Source organism: Streptococcus sp. HMSC067H01, from assembly GCF_001814775.1.
In the GTDB taxonomy this organism is placed as follows: Bacteria; Bacillota; Bacilli; order Lactobacillales; family Streptococcaceae; genus Streptococcus.
On sequence record NZ_KV817808.1, the window covers coordinates 36,432 to 52,004 of the forward strand.

The following is a 15,573-nucleotide window of genomic DNA, read 5'->3' on the forward strand; positions in this document are numbered from 1 at the left end:
ATGCAGGGACAAATCATTAAAGCTTTGGCGGGTTTCTACTATGTGGAGAGTGATGGCCATGTTTATCAAACACGCGCGCGTGGGAATTTTCGTAAAAAAGGCCACACACCCTATGTTGGGGATTGGGTAGATTTTTCTGCAGAGGAAAATTCCGAAGGTTATATCCTCAAAATTCATGAACGAAAAAATAGTTTGGTTCGTCCACCCATTGTTAATATTGACCAGGCCGTTGTCATTATGTCTGTTAAAGAACCTGACTTTAATAGCAACTTGTTGGATCGCTTCTTGGTTCTTTTAGAGCATAAGGACATTCATCCTATCGTCTATATTTCCAAAATGGACTTACTAGAGGATAGCGAAGAGCTGAATGTTTACCAGCAGACCTATGGTGCTATTGGTTACGACTTTGTGACGAGTAAAGAGGAACTCTTACCCTTGTTGACGGACAAGGTTACGGTCTTCATGGGGCAGACAGGTGTTGGGAAGTCAACTCTCCTTAATAAAATTGCACCTGACCTCAATCTCGAAACAGGAGAAATCTCAGACAGTCTGGGTCGTGGTCGTCATACTACTCGAGCTGTTAGTTTTTACAATCTCAATGGGGGTAAAATCGCAGATACACCAGGCTTTTCATCCTTGGATTATGAAGTGTCAACGGCTGAAGACCTTAATCAGGCCTTTCCAGAAATTGCCTCTGTTAGCCGAGACTGCAAGTTCCGTACTTGTACTCATACTCATGAGCCTTCTTGCGCGGTCAAGCCAGCAGTAGAAGAAGGTATCATTGCGTCCTTCCGTTTTGACAACTACCTGCAATTCCTCAGTGAAATTGAAAATCGCAGAGAAACCTATAAAAAAGTCAGCAAAAAAATTCCAAAATAAGGAGAAACCTATGTCTCAATACAAGATTGCTCCGTCAATTCTGGCAGCAGATTATGCCAACTTTGAACGTGAAATTAAACGCCTAGAAGCAACTGGGGCAGAATATGCCCATATCGATATCATGGATGGTCACTTTGTGCCACAAATCAGCTTTGGCGCAGGTGTGGTCGAAAGTCTTCGCCCTCATAGCAAGATGGTCTTTGACTGTCACTTGATGGTAGCTAATCCAGAGCATCATCTTGAAGACTTTGCGCGTGCAGGGGCAGATATCATCAGCATTCACGTAGAGGCAACACCTCATATCCATGGCGCCCTCCAAAAGATTCGTTCTCTAGGAGTCAAGCCATCGGTTGTTATCAATCCTGGAACGCCTGTTGAAGCGATTAAGCACGTGCTTCACCTAGTTGACCAAGTATTAGTCATGACAGTTAATCCTGGATTTGGTGGGCAAGCTTTTCTGCCTGAAACCATGGATAAGATTCGTGAGTTAGTTGCCCTTCGTGAAGAAAAAGGACTGAACTTTGAGATTGAAGTGGATGGCGGGATTGATGATAAAACGATTGCTCAAGCTAAAGATGCTGGTGCTACAGTCTTTGTAGCAGGATCCTATGTTTTTAAGGGAGATGTCAATGAACGAGTGCAAGCCCTCCGAAAACAACTGGACTAAAGTTGCAGTTTTTGCTGGTGGAGACCGTGGACATTATCGGACAGATTTTGATTGCTTTGTCGGTGTGGATCGAGGCTCGCTTTGGGTATTGGAGGAAAAACTTCCTCTTGCTCTAGCCGTTGGGGATTTTGATTCTGTGACTGTAGAAGAAGGTCAGTTGATTCAAAAACGTGCGCGACACTTTGTCCAAGCCCAGCCAGAGAAGGATGATACCGATCTGGAACTAGCACTTTTAATGGTTTTTGAAAAGGATCCTCAAGCTCGAGTGACCATTTTTGGCGCCCTAGGTGGTCGCATCGACCATATGCTGGCCAATGTCTTTCTGCCTAGCAATCCTAAATTGGCGCCCTATATGCGTCAAATAGAGATTGAGGATGGGCAAAACTTGATTAGCTATTGCCCAGAAGGGACCAGTCAGCTACATCCCCGTTCAGACTACGACTATCTTGCTTTTATGCCGGTTCGGGATAGCCAGCTGACTATTCTTGGTGCCAAGTATGAGTTGACAGAGGAAAATTTTTTCTTTAAAAAAGTGTACGCTTCTAACGAATATATAGATAGGGAAGTTTCGGTGACTTGCCCAGATGGTTATGTAGTTGTCTTGCATAGCAAAGACAGGAGGTAGGATGGAAAGTTTACTTGTTGTTTTATTAGTTGCTAATCTAGCCGGCCTCTTTCTTATTTGGCAAAGGCAGGACAAGCAGGAGAAATATCTGACCAAGAGTTTAGAAGACCAGGCAGACAACCTTTCAGACCAGCTAGATTATCGTTTTGAACAAGCTCGACAAGCTAGTCAGCTGAACCAAAAAAAACTAGAAGTGGCTGTTAGTGACCGTTTGCAGGAGGTGCGAATCGAATTGCACCAAGGTTTGACTCGGGTTCGACAAGAGATGAATGAAAACCTTCTCCAAACTAGAGATAAGACCGACCAACGACTCCAAGCCTTGCAGGAGTCAAACGAGCAACGTTTAGAGCAGATGCGCCAAACGGTCGAGGAAAAGTTAGAAAAAACCTTGCAGACACGCTTGCAAGCGTCTTTCGAGACAGTTTCAAAACAACTGGAATCTGTGAATCGCGGCCTTGGAGAAATGCAGACGGTTGCCCGTGATGTTGGTGCTCTTAATAAGGTCTTATCTGGTACAAAAACTCGAGGAATTCTAGGAGAATTACAGCTGGGGCAGATTATTGAAGATATCATGACACCTGCCCAGTATGAACGAGAATTTGCAACTGTTGAAAACTCGAGTGAACGTGTGGAATACGCTATTAAGTTGCCTGGACAAGGAGACCAAGAATATGTCTACCTACCGATTGACTCCAAGTTTCCGCTGGCGGATTATTATCGCTTAGAAGAAGCCTATGAAGCAGGTGAAAAGGACGAGATTGAGCGCTGTCGTAAGTCTCTCCTAGCAAGCGTCAAGCGTTTTGCTAAGGATATTAAGAGTAAGTACCTGGCGCCACCTCGGACAACCAATTTTGGAGTCTTGTTTGTTCCGACAGAGGGTCTCTACTCAGAAATCGTCCGCAATCCGATTTTCTTTGATGATTTGAGACGAGAGGAGCAGATTATCGTTGCAGGACCAAGTACCTTGTCTGCCCTTCTCAACTCCCTTTCAGTTGGCTTCAAGACTCTCAATATTCAAAAGAGTGCGGATCATATCAGTAAAACCCTTGCTAGTGTCAAAACCGAATTTGGCAAGTTTGGTGGGATTCTGGTCAAGGCACAAAAACATCTCCAACATGCCTCTGGCAATATTGATGATTTATTAAACCGTCGTACTACAGCTATCGAGCGGACGCTCCGTCACATTGAGTTATCAGAAGGTGAGCCTGCGCTTGATCTACTCCAGTTCCAAGAAGATGAGGAAGAATATGAAGATTAGTCACATGAAGAAAGATGAGCATTTTGAAGGTTTTTACCTAATCAAGTCAGCTGATCTTAGACAAACTCGAGCTGGGAAAAACTACCTAGCCTTTACCTTCCAAGATGATAGTGGGGAAATCGAAGGCAAACTTTGGGATGCTCAACCACATAATGTTTCAGCCTTTACTGCAGGTAAGGTTGTTCACATGCAAGGCCGCAGAGAGGTTTACAATAACACCCCTCAGGTCAATCAAATTACCCTTCGGCTGCCTCAACCCGGTGAACCCAATGATCCAGCTGATTTTAAGGTTAAATCTCCAGTTGATGCCAAAGAGATTCGTGAGTATATGTCACAGATGATTTTCAAAATTGAAAATCCGATTTGGCAGCGAGTTGTTCGGAATCTCTACACCAAGTATGACAAGGAATTCTACTCCTATCCAGCTGCTAAAACCAATCATCATGCATTTGAAACTGGCTTGGCCTATCATACAGCAACCATGGTTCGTTTGGCGGATGCAATTGCAGATATTTATCCTCAGCTCAATAAAAGTTTACTTTATGCAGGAATTATGCTCCATGATTTAGCCAAGGTCATCGAGTTGACAGGTCCTGACCAAACTGAGTACACAGTAAGAGGAAATCTTTTAGGGCACATTGCTTTGATTGACAGTGAAATCACAAAAGCAGTTATGGAGCTTGGAATCGATGATACCAAAGAAGAGGTTGTCCTTCTTCGTCATGTCATTCTCAGTCACCATGGTCTCCTTGAGTACGGAAGCCCAGTTCGTCCTCGTGTGATGGAAGCTGAAATTATTCATATGATTGATAATTTAGATGCGAGTATGATGATGATGTCAACGGCTCTCGCTCTTGTTGATGAGGGAGAAATGACCAATAAGGTCTTTGCCATGGACAATCGTTCCTTTTATAAGCCAAAATTAGACTAGAAACTAAAAAAATGAGCTTTATTTAGGTAATAAAGTTCGTTTTTTTAACTCTAGTGTGATATAATGAGAAAAAGACTAAATAAAAAAGAATGGTAAATGCATAATGAAATTAAGAAGAAGTGATCGGATGGTTGTTATTTCCAATTACTTGATCAACAATCCATACAAATTAACCAGTCTCAACACCTTTGCAGAAAAGTATGAATCTGCCAAGTCTTCTATTTCAGAAGATATCGTCATCATCAAACGTGCTTTTGAAGAGATCGAAATTGGTCATATCCAAACAGTGACAGGTGCAGGTGGAGGAGTTATTTTTACACCATCTATTTCTACCCAAGATTCTAAAGCTATTATTGATGAGTTGCGTGAAAAGCTCTCAGAAAGCGACCGTATCCTTCCAGGTGGCTACATTTATCTATCGGATCTGCTCAGCACACCGTCCATCTTGAAAAATATTGGTCGCATTATTGCTAAGAGCTTCATGGATCAAAAGATTGATGCGGTTATGACTGTGGCAACCAAAGGGGTTCCGCTTGCTAATGCAGTTGCAAATGTCCTCAATGTACCTTTTGTCATTGTCCGTCGAGACTTGAAAATCACAGAAGGTTCGACCGTAAGTGTCAATTACGTTTCAGGTTCTAGTGACCGTATTGAAAAAATGTTCCTTTCAAAACGTAGCCTCAAAGCGGGAAGTCGTGTCTTGATTGTCGATGACTTCTTGAAGGGTGGAGGAACCATTAACGGGATGATTAGCCTTTTAACAGAGTTTGATTCAGAGTTGGCTGGTGTAGCTGTCTTTGCTGATAATGCTCAGAAAGATCGTGAACAACAGTTTGACTATAAATCACTCTTGAAGGTTACCAATATTGATGTGAAGAACCAACAAATTGAAGTTGAAGTTGGAAATATCTTCAATACAGAAAAATAAGAAATAACTTGAAATACAAAGGTTGGAACGGTTGTCCCAGCCTTTCTTTGCCAGTCGATGTAAAGGAGAGCTGCCCTATGAAAACACCATTTATTAACCGTGAGTCCTTGGAAAAAATTGTTGAGGAGTTTCCAACCCCTTTTCACCTCTATGATGAGAAGGGGATCCGCGAGAAAGCACGCGCAGTAAACAAGGCCTTTTCTTGGAATAAGGGCTTTAAAGAATACTTTGCTGTCAAGGCGACTCCGACACCAGCTATTTTGAAAATCTTACAAGAAGAAGGCTGTGGAGTGGACTGTTCTAGTTATGTCGAACTTTTGATGAGTCACAAGCTTGGGTTTGCAGGCTCAGACATGATGTTCTCATCCAATAACACCCCAGACCAAGAGTACGCTTATGCCAGTGAATTGGGAGCTACCATTAACTTGGATGCCTTCGAAGATATTGAGCATTTAGAGCGGGTGGCAGAAATTCCTGAGATTATCTCTTGCCGTTACAATCCTGGAGGAGTATTTGAACTGGGTACGGACATTATGGATAATCCTGGTGAAGCTAAGTTCGGGATGACTAAGGAACAGCTCTTTAAAGCCTTTGCCATCTTGAAGGAAAGGGGAGCTAAAAACTTTGGGATTCATTCCTTCCTAGCTTCCAATACAGTGACCCATCTCTACTATCCAGAATTAGCACGTCAACTTTTTGAATTAGCCGTAGAAATCAAGGAAAAGTTGGATATTTCGCTGGACTTTATCAATCTTTCTGGAGGGATTGGGGTCAACTATCGCCCAGACCAAGAGCCTAATGACATTGCCTTGATTGGTGAGGGAGTTCGCAAGGTATACGAAGAAGTCTTGACACCTGCGGGTCTTGGTCAAGTTAAGATTTTCACGGAATTAGGTCGCTTTATGTTGGCACCTCACGGAATTCTAGTCACAAAAGTAACCCATAAAAAGAAAACCTACCGGACTTATCTCGGAGTAGATGCATCAGCTGTCAACCTGATGAGACCAGCTATGTATGGAGCCTATCACCACATCACCAATATGATGCATCCTGATGGTCAGACTGAAATCGTTGATGTTGTTGGTTCTCTCTGTGAAAATAACGATAAGTTTGCAGTTAATCGTGAGCTACCTCAAACAGAAATTGGCGATCTACTAGTTATTCATGATACAGGTGCGCATGGCTTCTCTATGGGTTACCAGTACAATGCCAAACTTCGTTCAGCAGAGATTCTCTACACAGAGGACGGTGGAGCACGCTTGATCCGCCGAGCAGAGCGACCAGAGGACTATTTTGCGACTCTCTATGGCTTTGATTTTGACAAGGATGAGTAAATTTTTGAAAATCATGAAAGTTGAAAGTGAAAAACAGATTGTTTTCTAAAAAATAGGCAAAATCTGTGGTTTTTCTTTTCAGGCATGATATAATAAAGCTATAAAACGGTTTCAAGAAAGGGAACAATATGACTGAAGAAACAATTGATTATGGACAAGTGACAGGAATGGTACACTCAACAGAGAGTTTTGGGTCGGTAGATGGACCCGGGATTCGTTTTATTGTCTTTCTTCAAGGATGTCAGATGCGTTGCCAGTACTGTCATAACCCAGATACATGGGCTATGGAAACCAATAAATCTCGTGAACGAACAGTGGACGATGTTCTAGAAGAAGCCCTCCGTTATCGTGGCTTCTGGGGGACAAAAGGTGGTATTACAGTCAGTGGTGGAGAAGCGCTACTTCAGATTGACTTTTTGATTGCCCTCTTTACCAAGGCAAAAGAAAAAGGTATCCACTGTACCTTGGATACTTGTGCTCTTCCATTCCGTAATAAACCACGCTATCTAGAGAAATTCAACAAATTGATGGCTGTTACAGACTTGGTTCTCCTTGATATCAAGGAGATCAACGAAGCGCAACACAAGATTGTGACCAGTCAAACCAACAAAAACATCTTGGCATGTGCTCAATACTTATCAGAAATCGGTAAACCTGTATGGATCCGTCATGTTCTCGTGCCTGGATTGACAGACCGAGATGAAGATTTGATTGAACTTGGTAAGTTCGTAAAAACTCTTAAAAATGTTGATAAGTTTGAAATCTTGCCTTACCACACTATGGGTGAGTTCAAGTGGCGTGAATTGGGAATTCCTTATTCGCTCGAAGGAGTTAAACCTCCGACAGCAGAGCGTGTGAAGAATGCTAAGGAACTAATGGATACAGAAAGCTATCAAGATTACATGAAACGTGTACATGGATAAAAAGAGAGGTTGGGATTTATGATCCCGACCTCTTTTCTACAATAGAAAAGGCTTAGCTGAAATGCTAGGCCTTTTAGTTTTTATCTAGAATGTTGCTTTCCAGAATTACGTTTTTTGTTTTTCTTCTTGTTAGAAGTTGTGATAGCTGAGACTGGTTCAGGTGTGACATCTTTACGAGTGACTGAAGATTTACTTGCCTTTGGTGGATTCTTGGCATATTCTTCACGTACTTTTTTACGAAGTTTTGGACGAACCATGTAGTTGATGATGAATTGTTGGAGAATCATCATGAAACCACCGACAACCCAATAAAGTGTTACACTGGCTGGCGAGAAGATTGAAAACATGACAATCATGAGAGGACTCATATAGAGCATCTTCTTGATTTGTTCTCTTTGAGTCTCATCTTCAACTCCATGTAGAGAAAGGAGTGATTGGACATAATAGAGCACACCTGCGAAGGCTACGAGAAGCCAACTTGGAGAACCAAGTGCAATTCCTAAGAAGCTAGCTTCAGAAACGCCTTCTGTATGTTGAGCAGCAAAGTAGATAGCTGAGAAGAAAGGCATTTGAAGGAGGATAGGGAAACATCCTACACCGCCAAACATACTGATGCCGTGCTCTTTTTGAGCGGCAAAGAGAGCTTGTTGGGCTTCGAGTTTTTCTTCTTGTGTTTCTGCTTCCTTGAGACGGGTTTGATGTGGTTCAAGGACATGTTTGAGGGCATTCATCTTTTCAGAGTGAAGTGTTGCCTTCCATGATTGGTAGATACCAAGTGGCAAGATAATCAAGCGGACAATGATAGTCACGATGATAATTCCGACACCGAAGCCGAGTCCCATATCATTGGCGAAGTATTTGATGGCTTCCCCCATTGGTGCTCCGATGGTATTCCAAATCAATCCTGTAGGTTGTCCTGTTGTTTTATCAACCTGAACACAGCCTGTTAAGACTAATAGCATAGCCACTCCCATGATAGAGAGGGCGATTCGTTTAATTGATTTCACTGTTTTAATTCCTTCTTTAAAAATTATACCTTTCTATTCTACTGTTTTTTTGGAAAATATACAATAGTTCTCTGGACCTAATTTGCGACTTTGAAATCCGAATAGGATGGGAAGTTACTCATTTGCACATCTAGGTAGGTTACTTTAGAGAAAGGTGTAGGGCCTTTTCGGATCTCTTGGATAAACTTGGCCATGATGGCTGAAGACTCAGCCTGGGCCAGAATCTCAACGGTTCCGTCATCGTTATTCCAGACACGACCCGTAATGCCACCTAGTTCTAGAGCCAGACTATAGACACCCCAGCGGAAGCCCACTCCCTGGACGCGACCTTGGGCGATCATTTTAACCTTTTGCATACCAAACCTCCTTGATTGTGTTATAATATTTCTATGACTATTATAACCTCTAAAGCCAATTCTGTGGTGAAAAATGCCAAAAAATTACATCAAAAAAAATATCGGAAAACCTCTTACTTGATTGAGGGCTGGCATCTGTTTGAAGAAGCTATTCAGGCTGGTGCAAAGATTGAGAAAATATTTGCCCTTGCAGAGTATGGCGAAAAATTAATGGACTATTCCCAGACTGTCTTTGTTACTGAAGAAATCTTGCTTGATTTAGCAGATTCGCAAACGCCTCAGGGTATCGTTGCCATTGTCCGAAAGGAGGAGGAGCAGTTGCCAAATTTGACTTCTGGGAAATACCTCTTCTTAGAAGATGTGCAGGATCCTGGAAATGTTGGGACCATGATTCGAACAGCAGATGCGGCAGGATTTTCGGGAGTCATTGTCTCAAGCAAGTCGGCAGACATCTATAGCCTCAAAACTCTTCGCTCCATGCAAGGCAGCCATTTCCATTTGCCGATTTATCGTATGTCTGTCGAAGGGTTTGTGGAACAAGCTAAAAAGAGCGATTTACCGATTCTAGCAACTACCTTGTCCCAAAACTCTAAAGATTATCGTGAGCTGGCTTATCAAGAGGATTTCGCCTTGGTCATGGGAAATGAAGGTCAAGGCATTAGTCCATTCATAGCAGAGCAGGCGGACCAACTGGTGCATATCAGCATGAAGGGCCAGGCGGAAAGTCTCAATGTCGCTATCGCTGCAGGCATACTCATGTTTTATTTGAGTTAAAATAGTTTATTTTTGTTATAATCAGTAAAAAAGATTTCATAAGGAGAAAAAAGATATGAATCAAACAATTATTCAAGAACGTTCTGGTTTGAATCAATTCTATGCAAAAGTCTATGCTTTTGTAGGTTTGGGAATTGGCTTATCAGCCCTTGTCTCAGGACTCATGTTGACAACTTTCCAGGATTTGCTCGTTCAAATTATGATGAGTGCTCGTGTATGGCTAATAGTTGCGGGCTTTGTAGAAGTTGCTCTGGTCTATGTAGCGAGTAGTATGGCCTTAAAGAATAGTCCAGCAGCCTTGCCAATTTTCTTGCTTTATTCCGTTTTAAACGGTTTTACACTGAGTTTCGTTGTTTCGCTCTACACCCCAGGTACTGTTTTAACAGCCTTTGTTTCTAGTGCAGCTCTCTTCTTTGTGATGGCTCTTATCGGAGTTGTGATTAAGAAGGACTTGAGCGGTATGGGACGTGCCTTGTTGGCAACTTTAGTGGGCCTCATACTAGCTATGATTGTCAATATCTTTTTAAACAGTAGCCTTTTTGACTATATCATCAGCATTATCATGGTTTTCGTTTTTGCAGGCTTGATTGCTTGGGACAACCAAAAGATTCGCTATGTTTATGAGGAGTCAGGTGGTCAGGTTGCAACAGGTTGGGCAGTTTCTTTGGCGCTCAGTCTTTACTTGGATTTTATCAACGTATTCCTTAGCTTGCTCCGTATTTTCGGTAGTGACGATTGATTTTTTGAGAGTGGGACAGAAATCGGTAATTCGTTAGAATTCGATTTCGTCGTCCCACCTCCGCACAGTTGAGTAGGGCTGTAAAAGCTGATGAAATCAGCGTAGTAGAGACCACTCAACCACTGCGTCTTGCTCGACAATCCAAAGACAATTGAGAGGCTAGGACTTTTGTCCCAGCCTCTTTTTTTTAATTTTTACTTTCATTTTTACTGGCAAAAGGGTATAATCATCTTATTATTCAAAAGGAGAGATGTATGAAGAAAAGTTTTATCCATCAACAGGAAGAAATTTCCTTTGTAAAAAACACCTTTACCCAGTATTTAAAAGATAAGTTAGAAGTGGTTGAGGTACAAGGTCCTATCTTGAGTAAGGTTGGGGATGGGATGCAGGACAATTTATCAGGTGTGGAGAATGCCGTGGAAGTCAAGGTTCTCCAAATTCCCGATGCAACTTATGAAGTGGTGCATTCACTTGCTAAGTGGAAACGTCATACCTTGGCTCGATTCGGTTTTGGTGAGGGAGAAGGTCTCTTTGTTCACATGAAAGCTCTTCGTCCAGATGAAGATTCGCTAGATGCAACTCACTCAGTCTATGTGGACCAGTGGGACTGGGAAAAAGTTATTCCAAACGGACAACGCAATCTTGCCTATCTTAAAGAAACAGTAGAAAAGATTTATAAGGCCATCCGTTTGACAGAACTCGCAGTCGAAGCACGCTACGATATTGAGTCTATCTTACCAAAACAGATTACCTTTATCCATACAGAAGAATTGGTCGAACGTTATCCGGATTTGACTCCAAAAGAACGTGAGAATGCCATTTGTAAGGAATTTGGAGCGGTCTTCTTGATTGGTATCGGTGGAGAGTTGTCAGATGGAAAACCTCATGACGGCCGTGCACCGGACTACGATGACTGGACAACAGAATCTGAAAATGGTTATAAGGGTCTGAATGGGGATATTCTAGTTTGGAATGAGAATCTTGGTGCAGCCTTTGAGTTATCTTCAATGGGAATTCGTGTCGATGAAGACACTCTTCGCCGTCAGGTAGCTATCACAGGAGACGAAGACCGTTTAACTTTAGAATGGCATAAGGCTCTCCTAAATGGACTCTTCCCATTGACAATCGGTGGAGGGATCGGTCAGTCTCGTATGGCTATGTTCTTGCTTCGTAAAAAGCATATCGGAGAAGTTCAAACCAGTGTTTGGCCTCAAGAAGTGAGAGATACTTACGAAAATATTCTTTAATCAATCGAGCCGTAAGGTTCGATTTTCTTTTTTTGATAAGAATTTGGTATAATATACGGTATGAAAATCGTATCAGGAATCTACGGAGGGCGTCCATTAAAGACGCTAGACGGGAAAACAACTAGACCGACATCAGATAAGGTTAGGGGCGCTATTTTTAATATGATTGGTCCCTACTTTGAAGGTGGACGTGTGTTAGATCTTTATGCTGGCAGTGGCGGTCTATCCATCGAGGCTATATCAAGGGGAATGTCCAGTGCAGTACTGGTTGAGAAAGATCGCAGGGCCCAGAGTATTGTGGCAGAAAATATTCGGATGACTAAGGAAACCTCTAAATTTCAATTATTGAAAATGGAATCCAGTCGTGCTTTGGAGCAGGTGGATGGAGTCTTTGATCTCATCTTTTTGGATCCTCCCTATGCAAAAGAACAAATCGTGTCAGATATTGAAAAAATGGCAGAGAGAAATCTTTTTTCAGAAGATGTCATGGTGGTTTGTGAGACCGATAAATCAGTAGAACTTCCAGAAGAAATTGCCTGTTTGGGTATCTGGAAGGAAAAAATATATGGAATTAGTAAGGTGACGGTTTATGTCAGATAAGGTTGGGCTATTTACAGGTTCCTTTGATCCGATGACTAATGGACATTTGGATCTCATCGAGCGTGCAAGTAAGCTCTTTGATAAATTGTATGTCGGAATTTTTTATAATCCACACAAAATGGGATTTTTACCGATAGAGAGTCGAAAGAAGACTGTTGAAAAAGCAGTGGGACATCTCAAAAATGTGGAAGTGATGGCTTCTCACGATGAATTGGTAGTTGACGTTGCTAGAAAACTTGGAGTTCAGGTCTTGGTGCGAGGATTACGCAATGCTACAGACCTCCAGTATGAAGCCAGTTTTGACTATTACAATCACCAGCTAGCAAGTGAACTAGAGACGATCTATCTCCATAGTCGTTTAGAGCATATACACATTAGCTCTTCAGCTGTCAGAGAACTATTAAAATTTGGTCAAGATATCAGTGGATATGTGCCAAATACTGTCTTGGAGGAATTAGAAGATGAAGAAAAAGACTAGATGGCCCATATACCTGATTGTGGGACTTATCATTACCTTTGTTGCTTTTACAGTGCCCCTGCCTTATTACATTGAGGTTCCAGGGACTTCAGAGGATATTCGTAAGGTATTACAGGTAAATAATCAGCCTGATCAAGAGGAAGGTTCTTACCAGTTTGTAACAGTTGGTGTTCAGCGTGCTCGACTAGCGCATTTGATCTATGCTTGGCTAACACCTTTCACGGATATTCATAGTGCTAAGGAAATGACAGGTGGTTCATCAGATGCAGAATTTGTCCGCATCAACCAATTCTACATGGAAACTTCGCAGAATATGGCTAAATACCAAGGCCTGAAGGCTGCTGGAAAAGAAATCGAGCTTAACTATCTTGGGGTCTACGTTTTAACCGTTACCGACAATTCGACCTTTAAAGGGATTCTCAACATCGCTGATACAGTAACAGCTGTTAATGATAAAACTTTCGAAAGTTCTAAGGATTTAGTTGACTATGTCAATTCTCAAGCTCTGGGAGATAAGGTTAAGGTCACCTATGAAGAAGATGGGGAAATCAAGTCTGCCGAAGGGAAAATTATTACTCTGGAAAACGGGAAAAATGGTATCGGAATTGGCCTGATTGACCGCACAGAAGTGACTAGTGATATCCCAATTCGTTTTTCAACAGCAGGAATTGGTGGGCCGAGTGCTGGGCTCATGTTTAGTCTATCTATTTATACACAAATTGCAGAACCAACTCTTCGGAATGGTCGTATCGTAGCTGGTACAGGAAGCATTGACAGAGATGGTAATGTGGGTGATATTGGTGGGATTGATAAAAAGGTTGTCTCCGCAGCTAAAAAAGGAGCAACAGTCTTCTTTGCTCCTAACAATCCAGTAACTGAAGAAGCTAAAAAGGCCAATCCACATGCAAAAAGTAATTATGATACGGCTGTAGAAGCTGCAGAAATGATTAAAACAGACATGAAGATTGTTCCAGTAAAAACACTTCAGGATGCGATTGACTATTTGAAAAATAATCCCTAAAAAGTAGGGGAGCCATAAACTAGCGTAGAAAAAGGGAAGATGGTATAATAGGCCGATGATTCAATTATTTTTTACCCTTAGTAGTCATATGTTCTTTGTCTATCTAGTCTTTCAACTTTTGAAAGACCTGGTTAAATGGGATCAGATTTTAAAGGTGACCAAGGACAATGCGGGGAAGATTCGACTCTTGGTAGTATTGTGTAGTATCGGTTTAGGATATCTGATTAGTTCCTTTTTCCTAAATCTCTACCAACTCTGGCAAGAAGCAATTAGAGCTCTATTCTAAAATTGTAAGTAAAGGAAAATATTTTATGGAAAAAATTGTAGTTCGAGGTGGCGATAATCGCTTGGTTGGAAGTGTCACCATCGAGGGCGCAAAAAATGCAGTTTTGCCTCTGCTAGCGGCAACTATTTTAGCAAGTGAAGGAAAAACTGTTTTAAAAAATGTTCCAATCTTATCAGATGTATTTACCATGAACCAAGTGGTTCGTGGATTGCATGCTCAAGTTGATTTTGATCAGGATGCTCATATTGTCGAAGTTGATGCAACTGGGGATATCACAGAAGAAGCTCCCTACAAGTATGTCAGCAAGATGCGTGCTTCTATTGTAGTATTGGGGCCAATCTTGGCTCGTGTAGGACACGCAAAGGTTTCTATGCCAGGTGGCTGTACCATCGGTAGTCGCCCTATCGACCTTCACCTAAAGGGACTCGAAGCAATGGGAGCTCAAATTACTCAGACAGCAGGTTATATTGAGGCTAAGGCGGAACGCTTGAAGGGCGCACATATTTACATGGACTTCCCTAGTGTAGGTGCTACTCAAAACTTGATGATGGCTGCAACTCTTGCTAATGGCGTTACTGTCATTGAAAATGCGGCGCGTGAACCCGAGATTGTAGACTTAGCTGTTCTACTAAATAAAATGGGTGCCAAAGTCAAAGGTGCTGGTACAGAAACTATTACCATTACGGGTGTTGAGAAATTGCACGGTGCGACTCACAATGTTGTGCAAGACCGTATCGAAGCTGGAACCTTCATGGTAGCAGCTGCTATGACCGGTGGAGATGTCTTGATTCAAGATGCCATTTGGGAACACAACCGTCCCTTGATAGCTAAATTGCTCGAAATGGGTGTTGAAGTCATTGATGAGGATGAAGGGATTCGTGTACGTTCTCAGCGGGATAAGCTAAAGGCGGTTCATGTTAAGACATTACCACATCCAGGATTTCCAACAGATATGCAGGCCCAGTTTACGGCCTTGATGACGGTAGCTCAAGGTGAGTCAACCATGGTGGAGACTGTGTTTGAGAATCGCTTCCAACATTTAGAAGAGATGCGTCGGATGGGCTTGCACTCAGAAATTATCCGTGATACAGCTCGTATTATTGGCGGACAGCAACTCCAAGGTGCAGAAGTTCTATCAACTGACTTGCGTGCTAGTGCGGCCTTGATTTTAACAGGACTAGTAGCTGAAGGAGAGACAGTTGTTGGGAAACTTGTCCACTTGGATAGAGGATACTACCGTTTCCATGAAAAGTTGGCTCAGTTAGGAGCTAAGATTGAACGGGTAAGTGTGGAAGCTGATGAAGATGAATAAAGAAGCTAAATATGTATTGCGTCGTTTTGTCTTGGTTATGCTAGTTCTCCTTCTAGGTGCTTTAGCTCTTGCAATTGGTTTGATGATTGGCTATGGCATACTAGGAAAAGGGGAAGACCCTTGGGCTATTTTGGCGCCAGCAAAATGGCAAGAACTCATCACAAAATTTACAGGAAAATGAGAGTGGGACAGAAATCGGTAATTCGTT

General features: G+C 42.2%; 19 protein-coding genes. 17 read left to right on the forward strand and 2 right to left on the reverse strand.

What is annotated here, in order from left to right; all coding sequences use genetic code 11:
* The 8 genes from rsgA (at position 1) to pflA (ending at position 7,545) form a co-directional block, all read left to right on the forward strand.
* Entirely contained in the window at positions 1-879 is an 879-nt protein-coding gene (gene rsgA / locus HMPREF2987_RS08895; protein WP_075230232.1) for a ribosome small subunit-dependent GTPase A, read from the forward strand.
* A gap of 10 nt (positions 880-889) precedes the next feature.
* The gene (gene rpe / locus HMPREF2987_RS08900) at positions 890-1,546 is read left to right on the forward strand and encodes a ribulose-phosphate 3-epimerase (RefSeq protein ID WP_075230233.1); all 657 of its coding nucleotides are present in this window, start codon (positions 890-892) and stop codon (positions 1,544-1,546) included.
* Entirely contained in the window at positions 1,509-2,171 is a 663-nt protein-coding gene (locus tag HMPREF2987_RS08905; protein WP_075230234.1) for a thiamine diphosphokinase, read from the forward strand. Before rpe ends, HMPREF2987_RS08905 begins: the two co-directional genes overlap by 38 nt.
* A gap of 1 nt (position 2,172) precedes the next feature.
* Complete coding sequence (gene rmuC / locus HMPREF2987_RS08910) at positions 2,173-3,429, forward strand: DNA recombination protein RmuC (RefSeq protein WP_075230235.1); 1,257 nt, start codon at positions 2,173-2,175, stop codon at positions 3,427-3,429.
* Entirely contained in the window at positions 3,419-4,360 is a 942-nt protein-coding gene (locus HMPREF2987_RS08915) for a 3'-5' exoribonuclease YhaM family protein (protein WP_075230236.1), read from the forward strand. The genes rmuC and HMPREF2987_RS08915 overlap by 11 nt, the downstream gene beginning before the upstream one ends.
* A 103-nt stretch (positions 4,361-4,463) precedes the next feature.
* A complete protein-coding gene (gene purR / locus HMPREF2987_RS08920) occupies positions 4,464-5,288 on the forward strand; it encodes a pur operon repressor (protein ID WP_075230237.1) in 825 nt (274 codons plus the stop codon).
* A gap of 77 nt (positions 5,289-5,365) precedes the next feature.
* Positions 5,366-6,622: a diaminopimelate decarboxylase gene (locus HMPREF2987_RS08925; protein ID WP_075230238.1), complete on the forward strand. Its 1,257-nt coding sequence runs from the start codon at positions 5,366-5,368 to the stop codon at positions 6,620-6,622.
* Between the two features lie 128 nt (positions 6,623-6,750).
* Complete coding sequence (pflA, locus tag HMPREF2987_RS08930; protein ID WP_075230239.1) at positions 6,751-7,545, forward strand: pyruvate formate-lyase-activating protein; 795 nt, start codon at positions 6,751-6,753, stop codon at positions 7,543-7,545.
* Between the two features lie 80 nt (positions 7,546-7,625).
* On the opposite strand, the gene yidC is transcribed toward pflA, so the two are convergent.
* Both yidC and HMPREF2987_RS08940 read right to left on the reverse strand, forming a co-directional pair.
* Positions 7,626-8,552, reverse strand: coding sequence for a membrane protein insertase YidC (gene yidC, locus HMPREF2987_RS08935; RefSeq protein ID WP_075230240.1), 927 nt, complete (start codon positions 8,550-8,552; stop codon positions 7,626-7,628).
* A 77-nt stretch (positions 8,553-8,629) separates the two neighbouring features.
* Positions 8,630-8,908 (reverse strand): acylphosphatase, encoded by a 279-nt coding sequence (locus HMPREF2987_RS08940; RefSeq protein ID WP_001174500.1) that lies wholly within the window; start codon positions 8,906-8,908, stop codon positions 8,630-8,632.
* Positions 8,909-8,941: 33 nt separating this feature from the next.
* On the opposite strand from HMPREF2987_RS08940, the gene HMPREF2987_RS08945 reads away from it, so the two are divergent.
* From HMPREF2987_RS08945 to HMPREF2987_RS08985, 9 genes are all read left to right on the forward strand, one after another.
* Positions 8,942-9,682, forward strand: a complete 741-nt coding sequence (locus HMPREF2987_RS08945) for a TrmH family RNA methyltransferase (protein WP_075230241.1) — start codon at positions 8,942-8,944, stop codon at positions 9,680-9,682.
* Between the two features lie 55 nt (positions 9,683-9,737).
* Positions 9,738-10,421, forward strand: coding sequence for a Bax inhibitor-1/YccA family protein (locus HMPREF2987_RS08950; protein WP_075230242.1), 684 nt, complete (start codon positions 9,738-9,740; stop codon positions 10,419-10,421).
* Positions 10,422-10,675: 254 nt separating this feature from the next.
* Positions 10,676-11,668 (forward strand): aspartate--ammonia ligase, encoded by a 993-nt coding sequence (gene asnA, locus HMPREF2987_RS08955; protein WP_075230243.1) that lies wholly within the window; start codon positions 10,676-10,678, stop codon positions 11,666-11,668.
* 60 nt (positions 11,669-11,728) lie between these two features.
* Entirely contained in the window at positions 11,729-12,268 is a 540-nt protein-coding gene (gene rsmD / locus HMPREF2987_RS08960) for a 16S rRNA (guanine(966)-N(2))-methyltransferase RsmD (protein WP_075230244.1), read from the forward strand.
* Positions 12,258-12,746: a pantetheine-phosphate adenylyltransferase gene (gene coaD / locus HMPREF2987_RS08965; protein ID WP_075230245.1), complete on the forward strand. Its 489-nt coding sequence runs from the start codon at positions 12,258-12,260 to the stop codon at positions 12,744-12,746. Before rsmD ends, coaD begins: the two co-directional genes overlap by 11 nt.
* A complete protein-coding gene (locus tag HMPREF2987_RS08970; RefSeq protein WP_075230246.1) occupies positions 12,730-13,767 on the forward strand; it encodes a SepM family pheromone-processing serine protease in 1,038 nt (345 codons plus the stop codon). Before coaD ends, HMPREF2987_RS08970 begins: the two co-directional genes overlap by 17 nt.
* Positions 13,768-13,822: 55 nt before the next feature.
* Positions 13,823-14,053: a DUF1146 family protein gene (locus HMPREF2987_RS08975; RefSeq protein WP_083312451.1), complete on the forward strand. Its 231-nt coding sequence runs from the start codon at positions 13,823-13,825 to the stop codon at positions 14,051-14,053.
* A 25-nt stretch (positions 14,054-14,078) separates the two neighbouring features.
* A complete protein-coding gene (gene murA, locus HMPREF2987_RS08980; RefSeq protein ID WP_075230248.1) occupies positions 14,079-15,365 on the forward strand; it encodes a UDP-N-acetylglucosamine 1-carboxyvinyltransferase in 1,287 nt (428 codons plus the stop codon).
* Complete coding sequence (locus HMPREF2987_RS08985) at positions 15,352-15,546, forward strand: DNA-directed RNA polymerase subunit beta (RefSeq protein WP_075230249.1); 195 nt, start codon at positions 15,352-15,354, stop codon at positions 15,544-15,546. The genes murA and HMPREF2987_RS08985 overlap by 14 nt, the downstream gene beginning before the upstream one ends.
* Positions 15,547-15,573: the final 27 nt, after the last annotated feature.